At 52.0% G+C, this 18784-nt stretch carries 16 protein-coding genes and 1 pseudogene; 9 read left to right on the top strand and 8 right to left on the bottom strand.

What is annotated here, in order from left to right; translation table 11 throughout:
- Window positions 1-198 precede the first annotated feature (198 nt).
- Window positions 199-3912, top strand: coding sequence for a methionine synthase (gene metH, locus F7R27_RS16130; RefSeq protein ID WP_151705300.1), 3714 nt, complete (start codon window positions 199-201; stop codon window positions 3910-3912).
- A gap of 197 nt (window positions 3913-4109) precedes the next feature.
- Window positions 4110-5417 carry a short-chain fatty acid transporter gene (locus F7R27_RS16125; RefSeq protein WP_151705299.1) on the top strand — a complete coding sequence of 436 codons (1308 nt, stop codon included), beginning with the start codon at window positions 4110-4112 and terminating at the stop codon, window positions 5415-5417.
- A 32-nt stretch (window positions 5418-5449) separates the two neighbouring features.
- Here the strand turns inward: F7R27_RS16125 and F7R27_RS16120 are convergent, their stop codons facing one another.
- Both F7R27_RS16120 and F7R27_RS16115 read right to left on the bottom strand, forming a co-directional pair.
- Window positions 5450-5989 (bottom strand): DUF924 family protein, encoded by a 540-nt coding sequence (locus F7R27_RS16120; RefSeq protein ID WP_151705298.1) that lies wholly within the window; start codon window positions 5987-5989, stop codon window positions 5450-5452.
- A 54-nt stretch (window positions 5990-6043) separates the two neighbouring features.
- Complete coding sequence (locus F7R27_RS16115) at window positions 6044-6607, bottom strand: TetR/AcrR family transcriptional regulator (RefSeq protein WP_151705297.1); 564 nt, start codon at window positions 6605-6607, stop codon at window positions 6044-6046.
- Between the two features lie 78 nt (window positions 6608-6685).
- Here F7R27_RS16115 and trpB point away from each other — a divergent pair, with 78 nt between their 5' ends.
- From trpB to F7R27_RS16100, 3 genes are all read left to right on the top strand, one after another.
- Complete coding sequence (gene trpB / locus F7R27_RS16110; RefSeq protein ID WP_151705296.1) at window positions 6686-7912, top strand: tryptophan synthase subunit beta; 1227 nt, start codon at window positions 6686-6688, stop codon at window positions 7910-7912.
- Between the two features lie 2 nt (window positions 7913-7914).
- Window positions 7915-8685, top strand: a complete 771-nt coding sequence (gene trpA / locus F7R27_RS16105) for a tryptophan synthase subunit alpha (RefSeq protein WP_151705295.1) — start codon at window positions 7915-7917, stop codon at window positions 8683-8685.
- Between the two features lie 80 nt (window positions 8686-8765).
- Window positions 8766-9914, top strand: a complete 1149-nt coding sequence (locus F7R27_RS16100) for a patatin-like phospholipase family protein (protein WP_151705294.1) — start codon at window positions 8766-8768, stop codon at window positions 9912-9914.
- 28 nt (window positions 9915-9942) lie between these two features.
- Here F7R27_RS16100 and ybaK read toward each other — a convergent pair whose 3' ends face one another.
- The 3 genes from ybaK to F7R27_RS16085 form a co-directional block, all read right to left on the bottom strand.
- Window positions 9943-10413 (bottom strand): Cys-tRNA(Pro) deacylase, encoded by a 471-nt coding sequence (gene ybaK / locus F7R27_RS16095; RefSeq protein ID WP_151705293.1) that lies wholly within the window; start codon window positions 10411-10413, stop codon window positions 9943-9945.
- Between the two features lie 13 nt (window positions 10414-10426).
- Window positions 10427-11635: a TraB/GumN family protein gene (locus F7R27_RS16090; protein ID WP_151705292.1), complete on the bottom strand. Its 1209-nt coding sequence runs from the start codon at window positions 11633-11635 to the stop codon at window positions 10427-10429.
- A 119-nt stretch (window positions 11636-11754) separates the two neighbouring features.
- Window positions 11755-12876: a hypothetical protein gene (locus tag F7R27_RS16085; protein ID WP_151705291.1), complete on the bottom strand. Its 1122-nt coding sequence runs from the start codon at window positions 12874-12876 to the stop codon at window positions 11755-11757.
- Window positions 12877-13101: 225 nt separating this feature from the next.
- Between F7R27_RS16085 and F7R27_RS16080 the strand changes: the two genes are divergently transcribed.
- Window positions 13102-14886 (top strand): sensor domain-containing diguanylate cyclase, encoded by a 1785-nt coding sequence (locus F7R27_RS16080; protein ID WP_151705290.1) that lies wholly within the window; start codon window positions 13102-13104, stop codon window positions 14884-14886.
- Window positions 14887-14939: 53 nt separating this feature from the next.
- Here F7R27_RS16080 and F7R27_RS16075 read toward each other — a convergent pair whose 3' ends face one another.
- Window positions 14940-15968, bottom strand: a complete 1029-nt coding sequence (locus F7R27_RS16075) for a GlxA family transcriptional regulator (protein ID WP_151705289.1) — start codon at window positions 15966-15968, stop codon at window positions 14940-14942.
- A 139-nt stretch (window positions 15969-16107) separates the two neighbouring features.
- On the opposite strand from F7R27_RS16075, the gene F7R27_RS16070 reads away from it, so the two are divergent.
- Window positions 16108-17199, top strand: coding sequence for a class I SAM-dependent methyltransferase (locus tag F7R27_RS16070; RefSeq protein WP_240776406.1), 1092 nt, complete (start codon window positions 16108-16110; stop codon window positions 17197-17199).
- A 26-nt stretch (window positions 17200-17225) separates the two neighbouring features.
- Here F7R27_RS16070 and mtgA read toward each other — a convergent pair whose 3' ends face one another.
- Entirely contained in the window at window positions 17226-17930 is a 705-nt protein-coding gene (gene mtgA, locus F7R27_RS16065; protein ID WP_151705288.1) for a monofunctional biosynthetic peptidoglycan transglycosylase, read from the bottom strand.
- 40 nt (window positions 17931-17970) lie between these two features.
- Window positions 17971-18210 (bottom strand): CDGSH iron-sulfur domain-containing protein, encoded by a 240-nt coding sequence (locus F7R27_RS16060; protein ID WP_151705287.1) that lies wholly within the window; start codon window positions 18208-18210, stop codon window positions 17971-17973.
- A 231-nt stretch (window positions 18211-18441) separates the two neighbouring features.
- Between F7R27_RS16060 and F7R27_RS16055 the strand changes: the two are divergent.
- A pseudogene (locus F7R27_RS16055) lies at window positions 18442-18600 on the top strand (IS1380 family transposase); the annotation flags it as partial.
- Window positions 18601-18663: 63 nt separating this feature from the next.
- Window positions 18664-18784, top strand: a 121-nt coding sequence (locus tag F7R27_RS19015; RefSeq protein WP_151705286.1) for a transposase, incomplete at its 3' end; no start/stop codon positions are given.

Raw genomic sequence — 18784 nt, 5'->3', positions numbered from 1 at the left:
AAAGGAGATCCATATTCATCAAAGTGTCGACAAAGTAGGTTAATCACTTAGTTGTTTCAGCCCGTAACACCCCCTCCGTCTTTAATCTTTTTCATGATCCCATGAGTTCTCCTCACCCTTATTCAGCATGATTGCTTTACAATAAGGGCTTTACAATAGCGGCCTTACTTTGTCAGCGACCAACAGCGGTATATTTCAGTGACCAGATCAGCACTCTTCAACAGCCTGCAGCACTCCCTTAACAATCGCATCCTGTTCCTTGATGGTGGCATGGGCACCATGATTCAGGAGCTCAAGCTTCAAGAGGAGGATTATCGCGGTGCGCGCTTCGCCGACTGGCCTAGTGACCTGAAGGGTAATAACGACCTGCTGGTACTGACTCAGCCAGAGCTGATTCGCCGCATTCACTGCCAGTATCTTGAGGCTGGTGCCGATATCATTGAGACCAACACCTTCAATGCTACGGTCATTGCGATGGCCGATTACGGCATGGAATCGTTGAGTTACGAGATCAATGTCGAGGCCGCACGGCTCGCGCGCGAAGCCTGCGATGAGATCACGGCAAAAACACCTACGCGTCCACGCTATGTGGCGGGTGTTCTGGGCCCGACTAACCGCACCGCCTCCATCTCCCCTGATGTAAATGACCCGGGCTTTCGAAATGTCAGCTTTGACGAACTGATAGAGGCCTATACCGAATCGATTGATGGCCTGATAAAGGGTGGTTCCGATATCATCCTGATCGAAACCATTTTTGATACCCTGAACGCCAAGGCCGCGATCTATGCTGTCGAAACCTATTTCGATGAGCATGAGGTTCGCTTGCCAGTGATGATCTCTGGGACCATCACTGACGCTTCCGGTCGAACTCTGTCGGGCCAGACCACAGAAGCTTTCTGGAACTCCGTATCACACGCCCGCCCGATCAGTATCGGCCTCAACTGCGCGCTGGGCCCTAAAGAGCTGCGCCAGTATGTTGAAGAACTGTCACGCATCGCCGACACCTATGTGTCAGTTCATCCGAATGCGGGCCTGCCGAATGCCTTCGGTGAATATGATGAGTCACCTGAAGAGATGGCCGCAGAGATCAAAGAGTGGGCCGAGTCGGGATTCGTCAATATTGTAGGCGGCTGCTGCGGTACCACCCCCGAACACATTCGCGTGATTCGCGAAGCGATAGAGCACGAAACACCACGCGAAATACCGGATATCAGTGTTGAGTGCCGCCTGGCAGGACTGGAGCCGATGAATATCGGTGCGGATACCCTCTTCATCAACGTTGGTGAGCGTACCAACGTCACAGGTTCTGCCCGTTTTCGTCGCCTGATCAAAGAGGGTGACTATGAAACTGCTCTGGATGTTGCCCGCCAACAGGTGGAGAGCGGCGCCCAGATCATTGATATCAACATGGATGAGGGGATGCTGGATGCCAAGGCAGCGATGATCCGCTTCCTCAACCTGATCGCCTCTGAGCCGGATATCTCCCGTGTTCCGATCATGATCGACTCCTCCAAATGGGACATTCTCGAAGAGGGTCTCAAGCGTATTCAGGGTAAGGGCGTCGTCAACTCCATCAGCCTGAAGGAAGGTGAAGCCAACTTCATCGAGCAGGCGCGCAAGATCCGTCGCTACGGAGCTGCTGTGGTTGTTATGGCGTTTGATGAGGATGGTCAGGCGGATACCTACAAGCGCAAGATAGAGATCTGTGAGCGCTCCTACCGAGTGCTGGTTGATAAGGTGGGTTTCCCGCCAGAAGATATCATCTTTGACCCCAACATCTTCGCCATCGCTACCGGTATCGATGAGCATAACAACTATGCGGTCGACTTCATCCAGGCCACACACTGGATCAAACAGCACCTCCCCTACGCCAAGATATCGGGCGGTGTGTCCAACGTTTCCTTCTCCTTCCGCGGGAATGACAAGGTACGTGAAGCGATTCACTGTGTATTCCTTTACCACGCCATCAAAAATGGCATGGACATGGGTATCGTCAATGCCGGTCAATTGGAGATCTACGATGAGCTGTCGCCGGAGTTGCGAGAGCACGTTGAGGATATCGTACTTAACCGCCGCGATGACGCAACAGAGCGAATGCTGGAACTGGCTGAGAAATACCGTGGTGATGGCGGCAGTACAATAGCGAACCATCAGGATCTGGAGTGGCGTACCTGGCCGGTGGAGAAGCGTCTTGAGCATGCACTGGTCAAGGGTATTGCCGACTTCATCGATGAAGATGTTGAAGAGTGTCGCCACCAGTTCACACAACCGATTCAGTTGATCGAAGGCCCGCTGATGGATGGCATGAGCGTGGTCGGTGACCTGTTCGGTGCCGGCAAGATGTTCCTGCCTCAGGTAGTGAAGTCTGCACGCGTGATGAAAAAAGCGGTGGCCTATCTGATGCCTTTCATCGAGGCAGCCAAAGCGGAAAATGCCAGCAGCTCAGCCGGCAAGGTGATCATGGCGACCGTCAAGGGTGATGTTCATGATATCGGCAAGAACATCGTCGGGGTCGTGCTGCAGTGTAACAACTTCGAGATCATTGATCTGGGCGTCATGGTGTCTAGCGAGACTATCTTGCGCACTGCGCGTGAAGAGAATGCCGACATCATCGGCCTGTCGGGCCTGATCACACCATCGCTGGATGAGATGGTGCATGTCGCAAAAGAGATGCAGCGTCAGGGCTTCACTATCCCGTTGATGATCGGTGGCGCGACAACCTCCAAAGCGCATACGGCCGTCAAGATTGAGGGCAACTACAAGAATAATCAGGTGGTGCATGTCACCAACGCCTCACGCTCTGTTGGTGTGGCATCCAACCTGCTTTCGGCAGATAGGCGAGATGCTTTTGTCAAAGAGATACAGGCGGACTATCAGGCCGTCCGTGAGCGCCACGCTGAGCGTCAGGGTGCTCAGCGCAGGGTTAACCTGGAGCAGGCGCGCGCCAACTGCTTCCCGATCGAATGGGACAGCTACACACCGCCGAAGCCGAAGAAGCTCGGGATCCATGTCTTCAACGACTATGATCTGAACAAGCTGCGTAACTATATCGACTGGACCCCCTTCTTCCAGTCCTGGGAGCTGGCAGGCAAGTTCCCACGCATTCTGAAAGATGAGATTGTCGGTGAAGAAGCCACCAAGCTCTATGCCGATGCGCTGAAAATGCTGGACGACATTATCATCAACAAACGCCTCAAGGCGCATGCAGTGATTGGTCTTTTCCCGGCCAATACTGTGCAGCACGATGATATTGAGCTGTATCATGATAATGATCGACACCAGTTGCTGATGCGCACTCATCACCTGAGACAGCAGACGCAGAAGATCGAAGGCAAGGCCAACATGTGTCTGGCAGATTTTGTTGCACCCAAGAGCTCAGGCAAGGATGACTGGATCGGCGCCTTCGCGGTTTCGACCGGGTTTGGCATTGATGAGATTGTTGCCGCTTATGAAGCCGATCACGATGACTACAACAGCATCATGATCAAGGCACTGGCTGATCGCCTGGCAGAAGCTTTTGCCGAGCATCTGCATGAACGGGTGCGCAAGGAGTTCTGGGGCTATGCCACAGATGAGACACTGGATAATGACGCGCTGATCAAAGAGAAGTATCAGGGTATCCGCCCTGCTCCCGGCTATCCAGCCTGCCCTGATCATACCGAGAAAGGACTGCTCTGGCAGCTGCTGGATATTGAGAACAATACGGGGATCAGCATCACCGACAGCTTCGCCATGCTGCCCACTGCGGCTGTCAGCGGCTGGTATTTCAGCCATCCCCAGTCACAGTATTTCGGAGTGGCGAAAATCAGCGAAGACCAGGTCGTCAGCTATGCCAAACGCAAGGGTATGACGCTTGAAGAAGCAGAGCGCTGGTTATCGCCAAATCTGGGCTATGAGCCTGAGCAGAACTGATCAACCAGACTCCGACTGATCGATACCTCACCTGAGCTGATCATATTTGTTCAGGTGAGGTCACTACCTAGCTAAATTTCATCATATATAAAAATTTTATACTGGAATTATTCAGCAACTTGTTCTTTATTACTTATGGGTTAGTTCCAAACTAGGAAAAACCCTTATTTTCATAGTGATAACAAGGACAAGAAACTATGCTGAACAGCCTCTCGAAACCTCTGGTAAAGATGGTCGAACGCTACCTGCCCGACCCTTATATATTCGTACTGATACTGACCCTGATCGTATTTCTGGCAGCTATGCTGGTAGAAAGCCGCTCACCCATTGATGTGATTCAGATGTGGGGTAATGGCTTCTGGGGGCTCCTGACCTTCTCCATGCAGATGCTGCTGGTGCTGATCACAGGCTTCATGCTGGCAAGCACGCCGACAGTTAAAAACATTCTGATACGTATTGCGCGCCTGGCCACGACACCGGGCAGCGCTATCCTGCTGGTAACGATGGTGTCGTTGATTGCCAGCTGGATCAACTGGGGCTTCGGTCTGGTGGTGGGTGCCCTGTTTGCCAAAGAACTGGCAAGGTTGATCAAAGTTGATTATCGGCTACTGGTCGCCAGTGCCTACTCAGGATTCATTGTCTGGCATGGCGGTCTGGCGGGCTCAATACCGCTCACGATTGCAACACCTGGCCATTTCACGGAATCGCAGATCGGAATTATCAGTACGAGTGATACGATCTTTGCTTTTTTCAATATCTGTATCGTGATCGCCCTGTTCATTGCCGTACCACTGGCAAATCGCATGATGCTGCCAAGCGAAAAGGACAGCATCTATGTTGATCCAGAACTGCTGAAAGAAGCGCCGCTGGATAGTGGTGAAATAACGCGCCCTGCGGACCATCTCGAAAACAGCCGTATTCTGGCATGGCTGATAGGCTTTGGTGGGTTGGCCTATCTGGTCCACTACTTTGTCAATAATGGGGGATTAAACCTTAATATTGTTAATTTCAGCTTCCTGTTTCTGGCGATCATTCTGCATCAAACACCACGTCGTCTGTTGATCTGCCTTAATGAAGCGATCAAAGGTGGTGCCGGAATCGTGATCCAGTTCCCCTTCTATGCAGGCATCATGGCGATCATGGTGCAGTCAGGCCTGGCCCAGACAATATCCAGTGGCTTTGTTGCTATCGCCAGCGCGGAAAGCCTGCCTTTCTGGAGCTTTATCAGCGCGGGAATCGTCAATATTTTTGTGCCTTCCGGTGGCGGCCAGTGGGCTGTGCAGGCCCCTGTCATGTTACCTGCCGCAGAGGCGCTGGGTGCTGATATTGCACGAGTAGCCATGGCGGTTGCCTGGGGTGATGCCTGGACCAACCTGCTGCAGCCTTTCTGGGCACTACCCGTGCTGGCAATTGCCGGCCTCAAGGCTAAAGATATTATGGGCTACTGCCTGGTGATCCTGCTCATCAGTGGCGTGATCATCAGCGCTGGTCTGACCTGGCTATAAAAAGCCAACAGCCGTGACACCCAGCCCGGCACTCAAAAAGAGCTGCCGGGTTGCTTCAGAAACTCAATCTCTTCTGCCGTGGATACCCTGCCCAGAATCTGGTTACGATGCGGATAGCGGTCGAAGCGATCAATGATCTCCTTATGTGCCAGCTCGAATTTGAGGTTGTTTTCCAACCCCGGCTCAGAAAACAGCTCTACCGCCTGCTCATGAATATGGCGTGACTCACTGTGCATGAATGGCATATAGAGAAATGATCGTTGCTCAGCAGTCAGCTCCTGGTTTAATCCTCGGCGGATCGCCTCCTGAGCCAAGGCGAGCGCCAGAGGGTCCTGAGCAAATGCGGCGGGTTTATCACGATAGACATTACGCGAGAACTGATCCAGAACCAGTATTTCGGCCAGCGCTCCTGCAGCAGATTCACGCCATGCAAACAGCTCAACTCTGCTTGCGGCCGTCAAAAAATATGAGAATCGACTTTTAATAAGTTCATCAACTGATTGATCCTTAACAAACCACTGCTCTGGAGTGAGCTCATCAAACCAGAAGGTCAGAACATCCTGATAGTGCATATTTTCCTCGCCATTCAAATTGTCTTGAACCTGAGATATTGCTTGAAGTGTTTCCTAGTATAGCCCGAAAACACTGCTCAACCTCTGGTGCAAAACTGCTTCCGCATCAGTACTCAGAGATTCCTCCCGCTCGAAAAGAACCGGGATCAGGATAGCTTCCCGACACAGGGCGATGGCGATAAAGTGCAGGTTTTCATCAGACCTGCCACTTGTCCTCAACCATTCACAACACCAGCTGACAAGGGATTCTTCATACGCATCCGTCAGCCGCTTTGCCTCATTAAGCTTATGACTCTCGCCCAGCGCTATGCGATAGATAGTCAACTGATCGTGTTGTGAGGCGATCAGTTTGAACGCGCCCATCAACCCACTTATCGGATCATCCTGACAGGTGCTGGCCAGTATTGACCTGGCTGCTTCGGCCTCCTGCAGGAGCTGTGTAGCAACCTCTTCAAAGAGCACCTGCTTGGTAGGGAAGTTGTTGTATACCGTCGGCTTTGAAACACCTGCTCGCTGCACCACCAACTCAATTGAGGTGCCCTGATAACCCCGCTCGGCGAACAGCTCACGCGCCACCGACAGAATCAGTTCTTTTTTGGAGGGTCTACCTCTGGCCATAAATCCCCATTGACGTCATGCTGATAATGTATTAAATTTACCAAACCGTTTAGTTAATAAATTGCTTGGCAGGGTCTGATGATGAGCGAAGAAGGTCGTTATGGTCAATACGGCGGGAGCTATATCCCGGAAATTCTCTATACCAGCCAGCAGCAGCTGCTCAAGAGCTATCGAGAAGCGATGCAGGATGAGCAGTTTCTGCAGTCGGTCAAGAAGGAGCTGCAGCAGTTTTCAGGCAGGCCGACGCCCCTGACACACTGCGCCAACCTAAGCCGTGAGCTGGGCGGTGCGCAGATCCACCTGAAGCGTGAGGACCTGAATCACAGCGGCGCTCACAAGATGAACAACGTCATAGCGCAAGGCCTGCTGGCAAAGCGTATGGGCAAAACACGCGTGATTGCTGAAACAGGTGCTGGTCAGCATGGCTTTGCCACGGCGCTGGTCGCTGCACGTCTAGGCCTTGAATGCACCGTCTATATGGGGGCAGAGGATATCGAGCGCCAGTACCCCAATGTCTTTTGGATGAAGCAACTCGGCGCAACCGTAGTACCCGTAACCACAGGGTCCGCCACTTTGAAGGATGCACTTGATGAAGCGCTGCGTGACTGGTCAGCCAATTACAGCGACACCTATTATCTGATAGGTACCAGTTGTGGTTGTGCGCCCTACCCAGAAATGGTCGCTGGTTTTCAATCCGTTATTGGGCTGGAGTGCAAGGAGCAGGCACTGGCTCAGTTCAATGCACAGCCTGATCGAATCTACGCCTGCGTTGGCGGTGGCAGTAACGCCTGCGGCATTTTCCTGCCCTATGTCGGCTCTGGCACAGAGTTGATCGGAGTAGAGGCCGGTGGTATTGGCGACGAGCCAGGCCAGCATGCCAAACGCTTCCATACTTCTCAGGCACGCTTTGGTATCGCTCAGGGCTTCTCCACCCGATTCCTGCAGGACGAGAGTGGCCAGCTGCTGCCTACGCACTCCATCTCGGCCGGATTGGATTATGTCGGTGTTTCACCGATTCTGGCTGATCTGGAGTCACGGGGTGAGATCCGCATGACCAGTGCGAACGATGCTGAGGTGATTGATGCATTTCGCAGGCTAACACTTCATGAAGGCGTTATACCGGCACTCGAGTCTTCTCATGCAGTGGCTGCGGCCTTGCGCGAAGCACCTGATATGCGCCCTGACCAGCATCTGGTGATCAACCTGTCTGGACGTGGTGACAAGGATATTTTCAATATCGCCAAGGCACTGGGTGACACGGCCTTCAACGACTTCCTTACTCACTATCTGAAACAGGATGCCTGATCATGAATGCTCTGACTGACTTTATTCACTCAAAACGCAAGACCGGCAAACGGTTACTGATGACCCATGTGGTCTTCGGCTACCCCAGCATTGAAAAGAGTCTTGAGATGATGCATTTGCTGCTCGATAGTGGTGTTGAACTGCTCGAGGTGCAGTTTCCGTTTTCGGATCCGGTTGCAGATGGCCCTGCGATCACCAGCGCCTGCCACCACGCGCTGGCTCACAAGCCAACGCTGCAACGCTGCATTGCCGAACTACAAGCATTGTCTGAGCAGTACCCAGACAGCCGCATTCTGCTGATGAGCTATCTGAATCCCTTATTGCAATTTGGGTTCGAGCGTCTGGCTGAACTGGGTAATGGTATTATCAGCGGGATTATCATTCCTGATCTTCCGGTAGAACATGATGCATTGCTTGCGCCACTGGCAAACAGCAGTATAACGCCGATCTGGTTACTGACTCCTGACACTCCCGACTCGCGTCTTGAACAGGTGGTGCGCAAGGCAGATGGCATGATCTATTGTGTGAGTCGCAAAGGAGTGACTGGTCAGCAGTCAAATGGGATGAGCGGTCTGGATAGCTATCTTTTGCGTGTGAAAGCTCTGACTGATCTGCCACTCGGTGTTGGTTTCGGTATTCAGGGTGCTGACGATATCAGAAGCCTGCCGGAGTCCGCAGCCATTGCCATTATAGGGTCCGGCTTGCTCAATGCATATAACAGTGGTGGCCTTGATAGACTGCAGAGCTTGTTGACCGAGTTGCAAAACGCCTGACAACCCCCTCTACGCGCTGCTATGATCAAGATTGAAAGCATCGCAGGGACAGGGCTTAGGTAGCACATGACGGGCAGTACATGAAAAGAGCACTCATTCTATCAGGCGGTGGTGCCAGGGCGGCCTATCAGGTTGGCGTGCTCAAGGCGTTGGCAGAAATACTACCGGCAGACGCCCCCTGCCCCTTCCCCATTATCTGCGGCACCTCGGCAGGTGCCATCAATGCGGTCTGGCTTGCAACACACACCGGCAGCTTTCGAGCTGCCGTATCCGATCTTGAAACCATCTGGTGTCAGTTAACACCTGAGCAGATATTCAGATCCGATAGCTGGTCCATTTTCAAGGGGATCTCCCGGCTGGGGTTTTCGCTTTTCAATCAGGGTATAGGACGTGACAAGCCGATAGCCCTGTTTGATAACTCTCCACTGTATGAGTTACTCAAGAGAACGATCCCTTTTCAGAATATCGAACCGGCGATTCAGGATAAGCGCCTTGATGCAGTCAGTATCACAGCCATGGGTTACAACTCAGGCGAGTCGGTAAGCTTTTTCCAGGGAAAACCGGAACTTAAGGGGTGGCAGCGCCATCGTCGTAATGGCTCGCCCTGCGAGCTGACGCTGGATCACCTGATGGCCTCCTCCGCACTGCCGACCATCTTTCCTGCTGTACATATCAATCGTGAATATTTCGGTGACGGCGCGATTCGTCAGACCTCACCTATCAGCTCGGCACTGCATCTGGGTGCTGATCAGGTATTCATTATCGGGGTCAGCGGCAATCGTAGCCCCAAACACTGGGGTAAACGCATAACAGTCAAACACTCTCCATCCATGGCACAGATCATGGGGCATATGTTCAGCAGTGCCTTTATCGACGCGCTTGAAGGAGATATCGAACATCTTGAGCGCATCAACAAGCTGGTACAGATGATCCCGGATACAGCCAGAGTGGCCGGTGGCATATCACTCAAGCCGATTGAAAGTCTGATTATTTCTCCATCCGAGCAACTGGATAAAATCGCTGGCAGAAAAATCCGCTATCTGCCAAAAGGCTTGCGCTTTGCGATGAGGGCGGTGGGTGCTACTGCAAGGGGTGGTGGTGCCGGTATTGCCAGTTACTTGTTGTTCACACCATCATTTTGCGAGGCACTTATTGCCCTGGGGTATCGTGATACAGTATGGGAGAAAGAGAAATTACAGCGTTTTTTCGGATTACCCAGGCGGCTCTGATCTGAGATCAGGGTCAAAGGTCAAAGTGTCATTCAGCCTGCAGGGGAGCAATGACCGCCTGAGTCAGGCGCATGAGATCCTGAGGTGAAAGCTCTATCTCCAGACCCCGCCTGCCCGCACTGACATAAATCGTATCAAACTGCAGAGCAGATGCATCCAGATAGGTGTTGAGCTTTTTCTTCTGGCCCAACGGGCTGACACCACCCAGCACATAACCGGATGAGCGCTCAACTGTTGCAGGCGGTGCCATGACAGTACGCTTGCACCCTGCAGCCTTGGCGAGGTGTTTCATATTGAGCTTATGATTGACAGGTATAATGGCGACCAGCAGCTTATGACTCTCAGTTTCAACAACCAGCGTTTTGAACACCTGCTCCTGACGGACACCGAGCTTTTCTGCAGCCTCAACGCCCCAGGATTCAGCGGCAGGGTCATGGATATATTCATGAACCCGATGCTGAATCGATGAGCCTTTGAGTGCTGTAATCGCCGGAGTCATGCTGATCCTGCTTTCAGCCTGCGGCTGCCAACTGGCCAAAAATTCTGAAGCCACCGATGTAGGTGCCGGCTGCAGAGCCCAGCGTGGCAAAGAAAAATACCAGCAAAGTCCGTGATACCCGGTTTCTCCACCATCCCCTGAAGGCCGTGACATCATGACGCAGATGTGAGAAATCTCCTACGGTCGGCTTTCGCACGAAAAGTTCAACCCCGGCCGCAACAAATCCGGCACCGATCGTGGGGTTCAGTGAGGTGAAAGGGGCCGCGAAAAAGCCGGCAATAATTGTCAGGGGATGGCCACCTGCCAACAGCACACCTATCGCGGTCAAAGTCCCATTGATCAGGAACCAGTCCATGACCATCTGCCAGCCCAGTTCCGAGTTACGGCTGAAACCAATGATAAAACCAAGCAGCACCAGGCCTATGATCGCAAGTGGAATGTATTTCGGCCAACGACTGCTCGGCGGAACCGAATCAAGCAGCGCGCGCTGGATTGAAGGGTCCTCAGGGAGGTGGCCCTCAAGACTTTCACTCATGCCTTGAAGATGGCCAGCACCGATCACGACCAGCACTTTTTTGTAGCGACTGTCGCCATTGTCTTCGGCCAGACGCAGTGCCATATAGTGATCGCGTTCAGTAATCAGTGCCTGATACAGATGCTCTGACTCTTCGGCAAACTCATTAAAGGTGGATTGCAAAACATCACCCTCTTTCAGCTTTTCTATCTCTTCGGCGCTGACCTTATCCTTGGTAACAAGACTGCCGATGATGCCGCCGATCAGTCCTGAGCGCTGCCACCAGGGAACACTGCGATAAACGCGCTTCAACGTGGTGCCGATATCACGATCAATCAGCAGCAACGGAATATCTGCCGCTTTAGCCTCCTCAATGGCAGCTTTCATCTCCTCGCCCGGTGCTATGCCGGACTCTTCAGCAACGCGCTGCTGATAGGCACCCAGAGCAAGGCTGGCTGCGACCATGCCAGCCTTACCCTGCCGGATGACCTGAAACAGGTCCATTTTTTCAAGGGCGTTTGGGTCAACAATAGACCTGTAGCGAGTCGGACAGAGCTCAATCGCCACTGCGTCAAACTCGCCGGAGCGAATCAGCCCACGTACTTCATCAGCACTGGCTTTGGATACATGGGCGGTGCCCAGAAGAGTGTATTCAGTATCATGCTTCTTCAGCACCTTACGTGGGCCGGCTGTAATCGCAGTAGTCATAAATCTGGCAGGTATTCCTGTCTGTTATTGGCGTAGCAACGGTATAAAGAGCTGGGATTATCCCTGAACAACCGGAAATAACCAAGTCATGCAGGGTAATCTCACGGATATTAGCCCTTCTACTCTTTCTTCAGCAGCAACCAGGTCCTGGCATAATCGCTGATATGGCGGTTATTGGCATGATAATGATCCCAGTCACGGTAGTAGCCACTGAGCCAGTCCAATTGATAAAGATTATCAGCAAAAGCTCCGCCTGTATCCGCCAGCACAGTCAAGCGATAGGTGGTTTGGCCCGACTCGGTGGTTTCAAGCAGTATCAGGCGCCCCAACCCCAACTGAAAGATATCTCCGGCTACGGTCACACGTGGTTTGACCGGAATCTTGTAGTCAGCATCACGACCATAGCCCAGAACACCCGGCACCTCCTTGAAATACCAGTAACGCTCCTGCTCCTCTGGTTTGCGGGTACGATCATAGGCAATACCGTTATTACGGTGCACATTAAAATATCGACGCTTACCGTTTTGCTCCAGCACAGCTGTTCCTTGCAGCAGAGCGCCTTCGAGGTCCGCACGGCTTAGCCAGATCAGTGGTGGCGCCAGTGCGGGCTCTGTTTCCAGCGCTCCGGCCAGAACCGCCTGCTTGCCCAGGCGGGCTCGTGTCAAACCAGGCAAACTGTCGGCCTCATCCAGCGTCAGATCAGTCTCATCATAAGGCAGACCGTACAGGGCATGGGGCTTGTCGGCAGTCTTGGTGTCGCTTCCCTCTGCCATCCGCACGTAATACTTGGTCAGCAGCAGCTTGTCCTGCGGGATGTTCTGCAACAGTGGTTTGCCTTCCGAAAGGCTTGCAGCTCTTGCTCGGTCCGGAGACCACTGAACCAGTTCAAAGGATTTCTGAATAAATGCCGGATCGGCAAGGCGTGATGCGCGACCGGCTTGTCGATCCTCTTGCACCACCTGACAGACGAATGCCAAAGTTGACTCGATACGCGCCTGCGGTACAGTGATCTGACTGAGCTTACCACCGTGGATGGCAGCGGGGTCATATGCGTGCCCCTGCTGCAGATAGCTTAATGTTTCTTTTGCTACACTGCACAGATCCTCGCTGTGCTCAGCCCAGTGGCCGGAAGCAAGTGACTTCGCAGGAGTAAATGAGGGCGCAGCAATTGCGGCTACAGGTAAAAGTGTTAAAAGGGCTGTGCACAAGCCCTTTCCTACAGATCCATATTCCAAATGCATAAATTATATTTCCATTACAAATTAACAACAGGCTACACTATAAGACAATACTCACTCAGCATCAGGTAATTATCTCACCTATACTTGAATGGACGCTTAACTCGGAAACGGAGATTCTATGAGACATACGCAGTTGCCAATTGACCAATCCTCACACCACTCCTGCAACTTGCGTAATAAGCTGATGCCTCATTTTTTCCACTCTCAGACGAAGCACACAGATCCATGGCGGACATCAAATCAACACGACCACTGACTCATATTCTCCTGACAAAAATCGTTTTCATGACGATCCTGTTTGCTGTCGCCATGGGGGCTGTCAAATCCTTTCAGACCTATAAGACAGAACTCAATCGCTTTAATCAGCTGGCTGAAGCCTTCAGCATGGCGCATGTTCCCTTGTTAATGAGTGAGTTGCTCAATCAGGATAAAGTAGCCATTGAAAAGCATCTCTGGCTTCTTGTTGTCAGGCCCGAGATAGCCGCTGTTATTGTTGATGCTTCATCTGGACAACAGTTCAGTGCTGGCTATATCACCGCACCTGACCAGATAGATCTGGATGTTGTTATTCCACATCCGCACATACCAGAGCAGCAAATCGGCACGCTGCGTGTGACCTATGATACGGAGTACCTGCACAACACGCTGGTAGCTAAAATCTCCCTTGAGCTATTGGAGCTGGCCCTGTTCACTGCTCTGATCTATCTGTTGATACGCTATATTATGGAGCGAAACCTTAATAAACCGCTACAGCAGATAGCGCAATATACTGCCACACTCTCGCCAAAGCGCCACCTGCACCCCTTGGTAATTACTCGCCCCAAACGTCGCTGGCGTGATGAGATCGACCAGGTGATCGAAGGCTTCAATACCTTGCGAAAAAGCCTGACTCGCTATGTTGATGAAAGAGACAGGGCGATGGCAGCACTGGCTGATGAAAAAGATCAGCTTGATCATCGGGTCACTCAACGAACAGAGGTGATCGCCCATATAAACGAATACCTTGATATGCTGTCACGTATCTCTGCCAGATTGATCGACCTGCCTCAGCCTGAGTTTCCAATAGGACTTCGAAAAGCACTTTATGAAGTGGCTCAGTATCATGGCGCAAATGCTTGTGCAATTGCCAACTGCAATACAGGAGAGGCCTGGTCCTGGCGGTTTATCTGGCGTGATGACAACGCGATCGTAGACTGGGTTGAAGGTCAACTGCTGCCCTCTCCCGGCAAGAGCAAGGGCTGGAGTATCAGCTATGACAAAAAACTTCCAAACACGCTCGTGTGTTGTTTCATTGGTGAGCGGGACAGTTTTCTGCTGGCTTTGCATGGAATGGATGAAAAAGCCAGAGACCAACAGGAAAGAAGACTGGCACAAATGACAGCAGAAGCCTTTTTCAAACTGACAGAGCGCTGGCTCAGCCTCAGCGAGCTTGAAAAGTGCAGAAAAGAGCTGCTGAGATTATCCAATACGGATTCATTGACGAATCTGGCCAACCGCCGCCATTTTGACCATGTCAGGCAGCTTGAGAATCGTCGTGCTCAGCGTAGCGGGCACCCCCTGTCTTTGCTGATGCTGGATGTCGACTTCTTCAAGGCTTATAACGACCACTATGGGCACGACAAGGGCGATAAGGTGTTAAAAAAGCTTGCCGCAGTGATGGATGAACAGTGCCAGCGAGCCGGTGAGCTGGTAGCCAGAATTGGCGGCGAGGAGTTTGCGATACTGTTGCCCGACCAGGGCGAACTCAGTGCACTGGCTGTTGCAGAACGTATCCGCAAGTCGATCCATGATCTGAATATTGAACATCGTTTCTCAACCCACTACCGAGTAACCCTGAGTATCGGAGTAGGCACACTCACACAACTCAACCAGCATACACCGCAGGATCAACTTGACAGCCTCATACTACGTGCCGACAGGGCACTTTATGCAGCCAAGAACAGTGGGCGTAACTGTGTAGTCAAGGAAACAGATCTGGTTCACACGGATACAACGGTAGAGCAGACCTAGGGGTTTGGTCGGGACTGAGCTGCCATTTTAATCTAGCTACCGCACACTCACCGTCACCTCAGCATATTGTGAAGCACTTTGAATTTTCGTCGATACTGTACTGGCGTCATACCCACCATCCGTGCAAACTTGCGCCCGAAAAAGCTGCTGTCCTGATAGCCGACGCTTTCAGCTATCTCCTCAACGGAAAGATCCGTTGCTTCAAGCATCTGCTTGGCTTCTTCAAGGCGCAGTGTCAGGACATAATCGATGGGTGTCATTCCCGTAGCCTGCTTGAAGCGACGCTTGAAAGAGCGTTCAGTAAGGCCCGAGAACTCCGCAGCTGAACTGACCGGAGAGGGTCTGTCATAGTTCTCAGCCAGCCAGACCTGCGAACGAGCGATGGCTGCATCCTCCGACTGGCGGGCGCTGCAAAGATAAGCATAGGGTAGCTGCCCGTTATCATGCCAGTCGATCAGATGGATCTTGGCAGTTCTAACGGCTTCCTCTGCTCCGGCAAAGCGTGCTATCAGGTAAAGACCAAGATCCATCCATGACGTGCCACCCCCTGCCATGATCAAACGCTGGTCTTCACCTGTTACCAGAAGCGCTCTGTTGGGATGCACCCGGACGGTAGGATAATGCTCTCTCAGCAGTCCACTGGTTGCCCAATGTGTTGTTGCATCCAACCCTTCAAGCAGGCCCGATTCTGCAAGGAGCAGTACCCCACTGCAGGCCGTGGCGATAATGCCTCCTCTCGCCCAATAGGCCTTCAGCCACTCTATCTCTTGAACATAGCGCCCCTTCATACCGAGCTTCAGATCGACAAAAAGCTCCAGAATGCAGACAACATCTGGCTGATAACTGGCATCTAGAGAACGATGAGGCTTGACCCAGCCATTGTTGATGACACTCAACTCCTTTCCATCCATCGAAGCGATTGTCACGGAAAAACATGGCTGCCCGATTACCCCTTTCGTCAACAGACTCCAATCACGCCCGGCAGAAGCGATCAGATCACACATACCGTAGACCGTTGATGCTGTGACATCAGGCGTTGCAAGGATAGCTATCTCAATCGTTTTATCGCTTTTTTCTGTCATGCAGGCTTTCCGCTGTGTTAAACGCTCGGGCAAGAATTGGCATATTTGACTGTTTTTTGGATTTTACCGCTTAAGTGAAAATGCCAGCAAGGTCTAAAGTATTGGCTCTTTCATTCAGATAATAAGAGGTGTCACACACATGAATCATGCTGTTGATCTTGGTATGGCTGACAAAAATATAATAGAGACAGAAGAGTTTGCCGGCCAACTGATGGAGATGCTCAATCACTCTGCCACTATGGTTATGATCTCGATAGGTCATCGCCTTGAGCTGTTTGACAAGATGGCGAGACTATCACCCATAAGCAGTCAGTTGCTGGCGGATACCTGCCACCTTAATGAGCGATATGTACGTGAATGGTTGGCTGCGTTGACCTGTGGTGGTGTCATCGACTATGACGCGGAGAATAAGCTTTACAGTTTGAGCCAGGCCAAGGCTGGCTGTCTGACACGCGCTGCAACGCCCGATAATCTGGCAGTGATGGCGCAGCTTATCCCAATGATGGGCACTGTACATGACCGGATAATAGAGTGTTTCAAATCCGGTGAGGGGCTTGCATATGGTGATTATCCCTGCTTCCACACTTTCATGGCGGAAGACAGCAGCCAGACTGTTGTGGCGGCGCTGTTTGATCACATCATACCCCTGATTCCCGGGCTGGGACTCAAACTCGAGTCAGGTATTGATGTCATGGATGCCGGGTGTGGTCGAGGACTGGCACTCCTGGAACTGGCTCAAGCTTATCCAAACAGCCGATTTGTAGGGTATGACCTGTGTGAAGAGGCTTTTGCACCGACTCAGCAAAAAGCAGCAATGCTTGGGATAACCAACTTGAGGTTTGAGGCGCTGGACCTGCAATACTTCGATAAGGAAGCATGTTTTGATCTGGTCACGACCTTTGATGCGGTGCACGACCAGTCCGACCCGGCGGGTCTGCTGGCAAGAATTGCAAAGGCTCTGAAACCTGGTGGGGTCTATCTGATGCAGGATATTGGCGGGTCAAGCTATCTGGAAAAAAATGTCGATCACCCAGTAGCACCCTTGCTATACAGCGTTTCCTGCATGCACTGTACACCCGTCTCTCTGGGTCAGGGAGGCCCAGGCCTCGGCACCATGTGGGGTGAGGAGTTGGCGATGGAGATGCTGCAGCAAGCGGGTTTCAGCAAACTCCAGGCACATCGACTGGATCATGACCCCTTCAATATCTATGTTGTGGCAGAGTGTGGCTGAAAGTACAGAGAATCAGTACCAGTCAGCTAACGCTCATTAAGCGGTGCCAGCCACTGCGCACCACCGAGCCTGCGTTGCTGCTCCAGATTCCAGTTAGCGCGATTGCGAAGATGATTAGCAGGATTTGCCGGATCATAGCGAAGCGGACTGGGCAGGGTCGAGGCCAGAAGAGCGGCTTGCATCGGGGTCAATTGTGCGGCCGGTCTGCCGAAATGGTGCAGGCTGGCCTCTTCAATTCCAAACACCCCCGGTCCCCACTCGGCAATATTGAGATACACCTCAAGAATGCGTTGTTTGCTCCAGGTCAGCTCTATCAGCAGCGTAAACCAGGCCTCAATCGCTTTTCTGATCCAACTGCGGCTGGTCCAGAGATAGAGGTTACGTGCCACCTGCTGACTGATCGTGCTGGCTCCACGCAGCTGCCCACGACGCTCACGCTCGCGTAGCGCCTGCTGAATCGCATTCATGTCAAAACCACGATGAAACGGAAACAGTTGATCTTCGGACGCCACAACGGCTAACGTCGCATGTGTCGGAATTTCATCCCAGCTGAGCCATGTCTGGCGTAATTTGAAATCCTCACTGCTGTTGTTGATCCAGCGATCAATCATCACCATGGTGATGGGAGGATTGATCCACTTGAGTGGAACGACCAGCAACAGACTGAGCAGAACCCATGCCAGCAGAGCCAGAAAAAGATAACGGAATGTCAGGCGAAGCAATCGACGCACGTACAGATCTCGGGATAACCATGGGATTCACAACAGCCGGTCAGAGGCTGTTGTGAGTGCCGTCACATAATGGTTTGTTTGAGGTTTGCTTGCAACCGCAAAAATAGACCTTGCCGGCTTTATCAGCCGTATAAACAACGGGGCGCAGATCTGTTGTCTTATGCGTGCCATCACATAAGGGTTGAGTCTGACTGCGACCACAGGCGCACCAGACGTAGCGCTTTCCCTCCTCCACCTCTGTGGCATAGGGGCCTTTCTGCGCAATGATGGGTTCTGTCATCTTGTATCTCCTGTTGTAAACTGTGTTAGCTGATTAGAGTCAGTTCTGAATGAGTTGGATAAGTCCTTCTATATCAAGATAGCAGATCACCTGACTTTCATTTCACATATGTAATAACCTGAATCCGTGACTTCGGATTCAATAAAGGTGCTCAAAAACCCTGCAACAGCAAGGCTTCCAGCGTTAAAATAGACATCACTGCCCATTCACCCAAACAGTGATGTTGATAGCATGCGTAAATTCAAGCTCGTACAGTCTAAAACCGAAGTGATCACACCTCATGGTGGGCTTGCCTTAATCGGCCACTGCCTCAACCAAATGACCTCTCTGCACAAGACAACACGTAGCGTTAGCAAGCGGCATGGTATCGCTAATATCGATCTTATGAAGTGGCTATAGTTTCCCGGACACACAACTGCAGGTAAGATCACCTGCCTACAAAAGGTGTGTGTCATGAGTCAGAAGAAAAGCAATTCCTATACAGCTGAGTTCAAAGAGTCGGCAGTCAAACTGGCGGTAGAGTCTGATCAACCCGTCACCCAGACGGCTAGGGAGCTGGGTATTAACGTCAATA

Origin of the sequence: Nitrincola alkalilacustris (assembly GCF_008973755.1) — a bacterium.
In the GTDB taxonomy this organism is placed as follows: Bacteria; Pseudomonadota; Gammaproteobacteria; order Pseudomonadales; family Balneatricaceae; genus Nitrincola; species Nitrincola alkalilacustris.
This window is presented reverse-complemented; position numbering and strand designations above follow the sequence as displayed.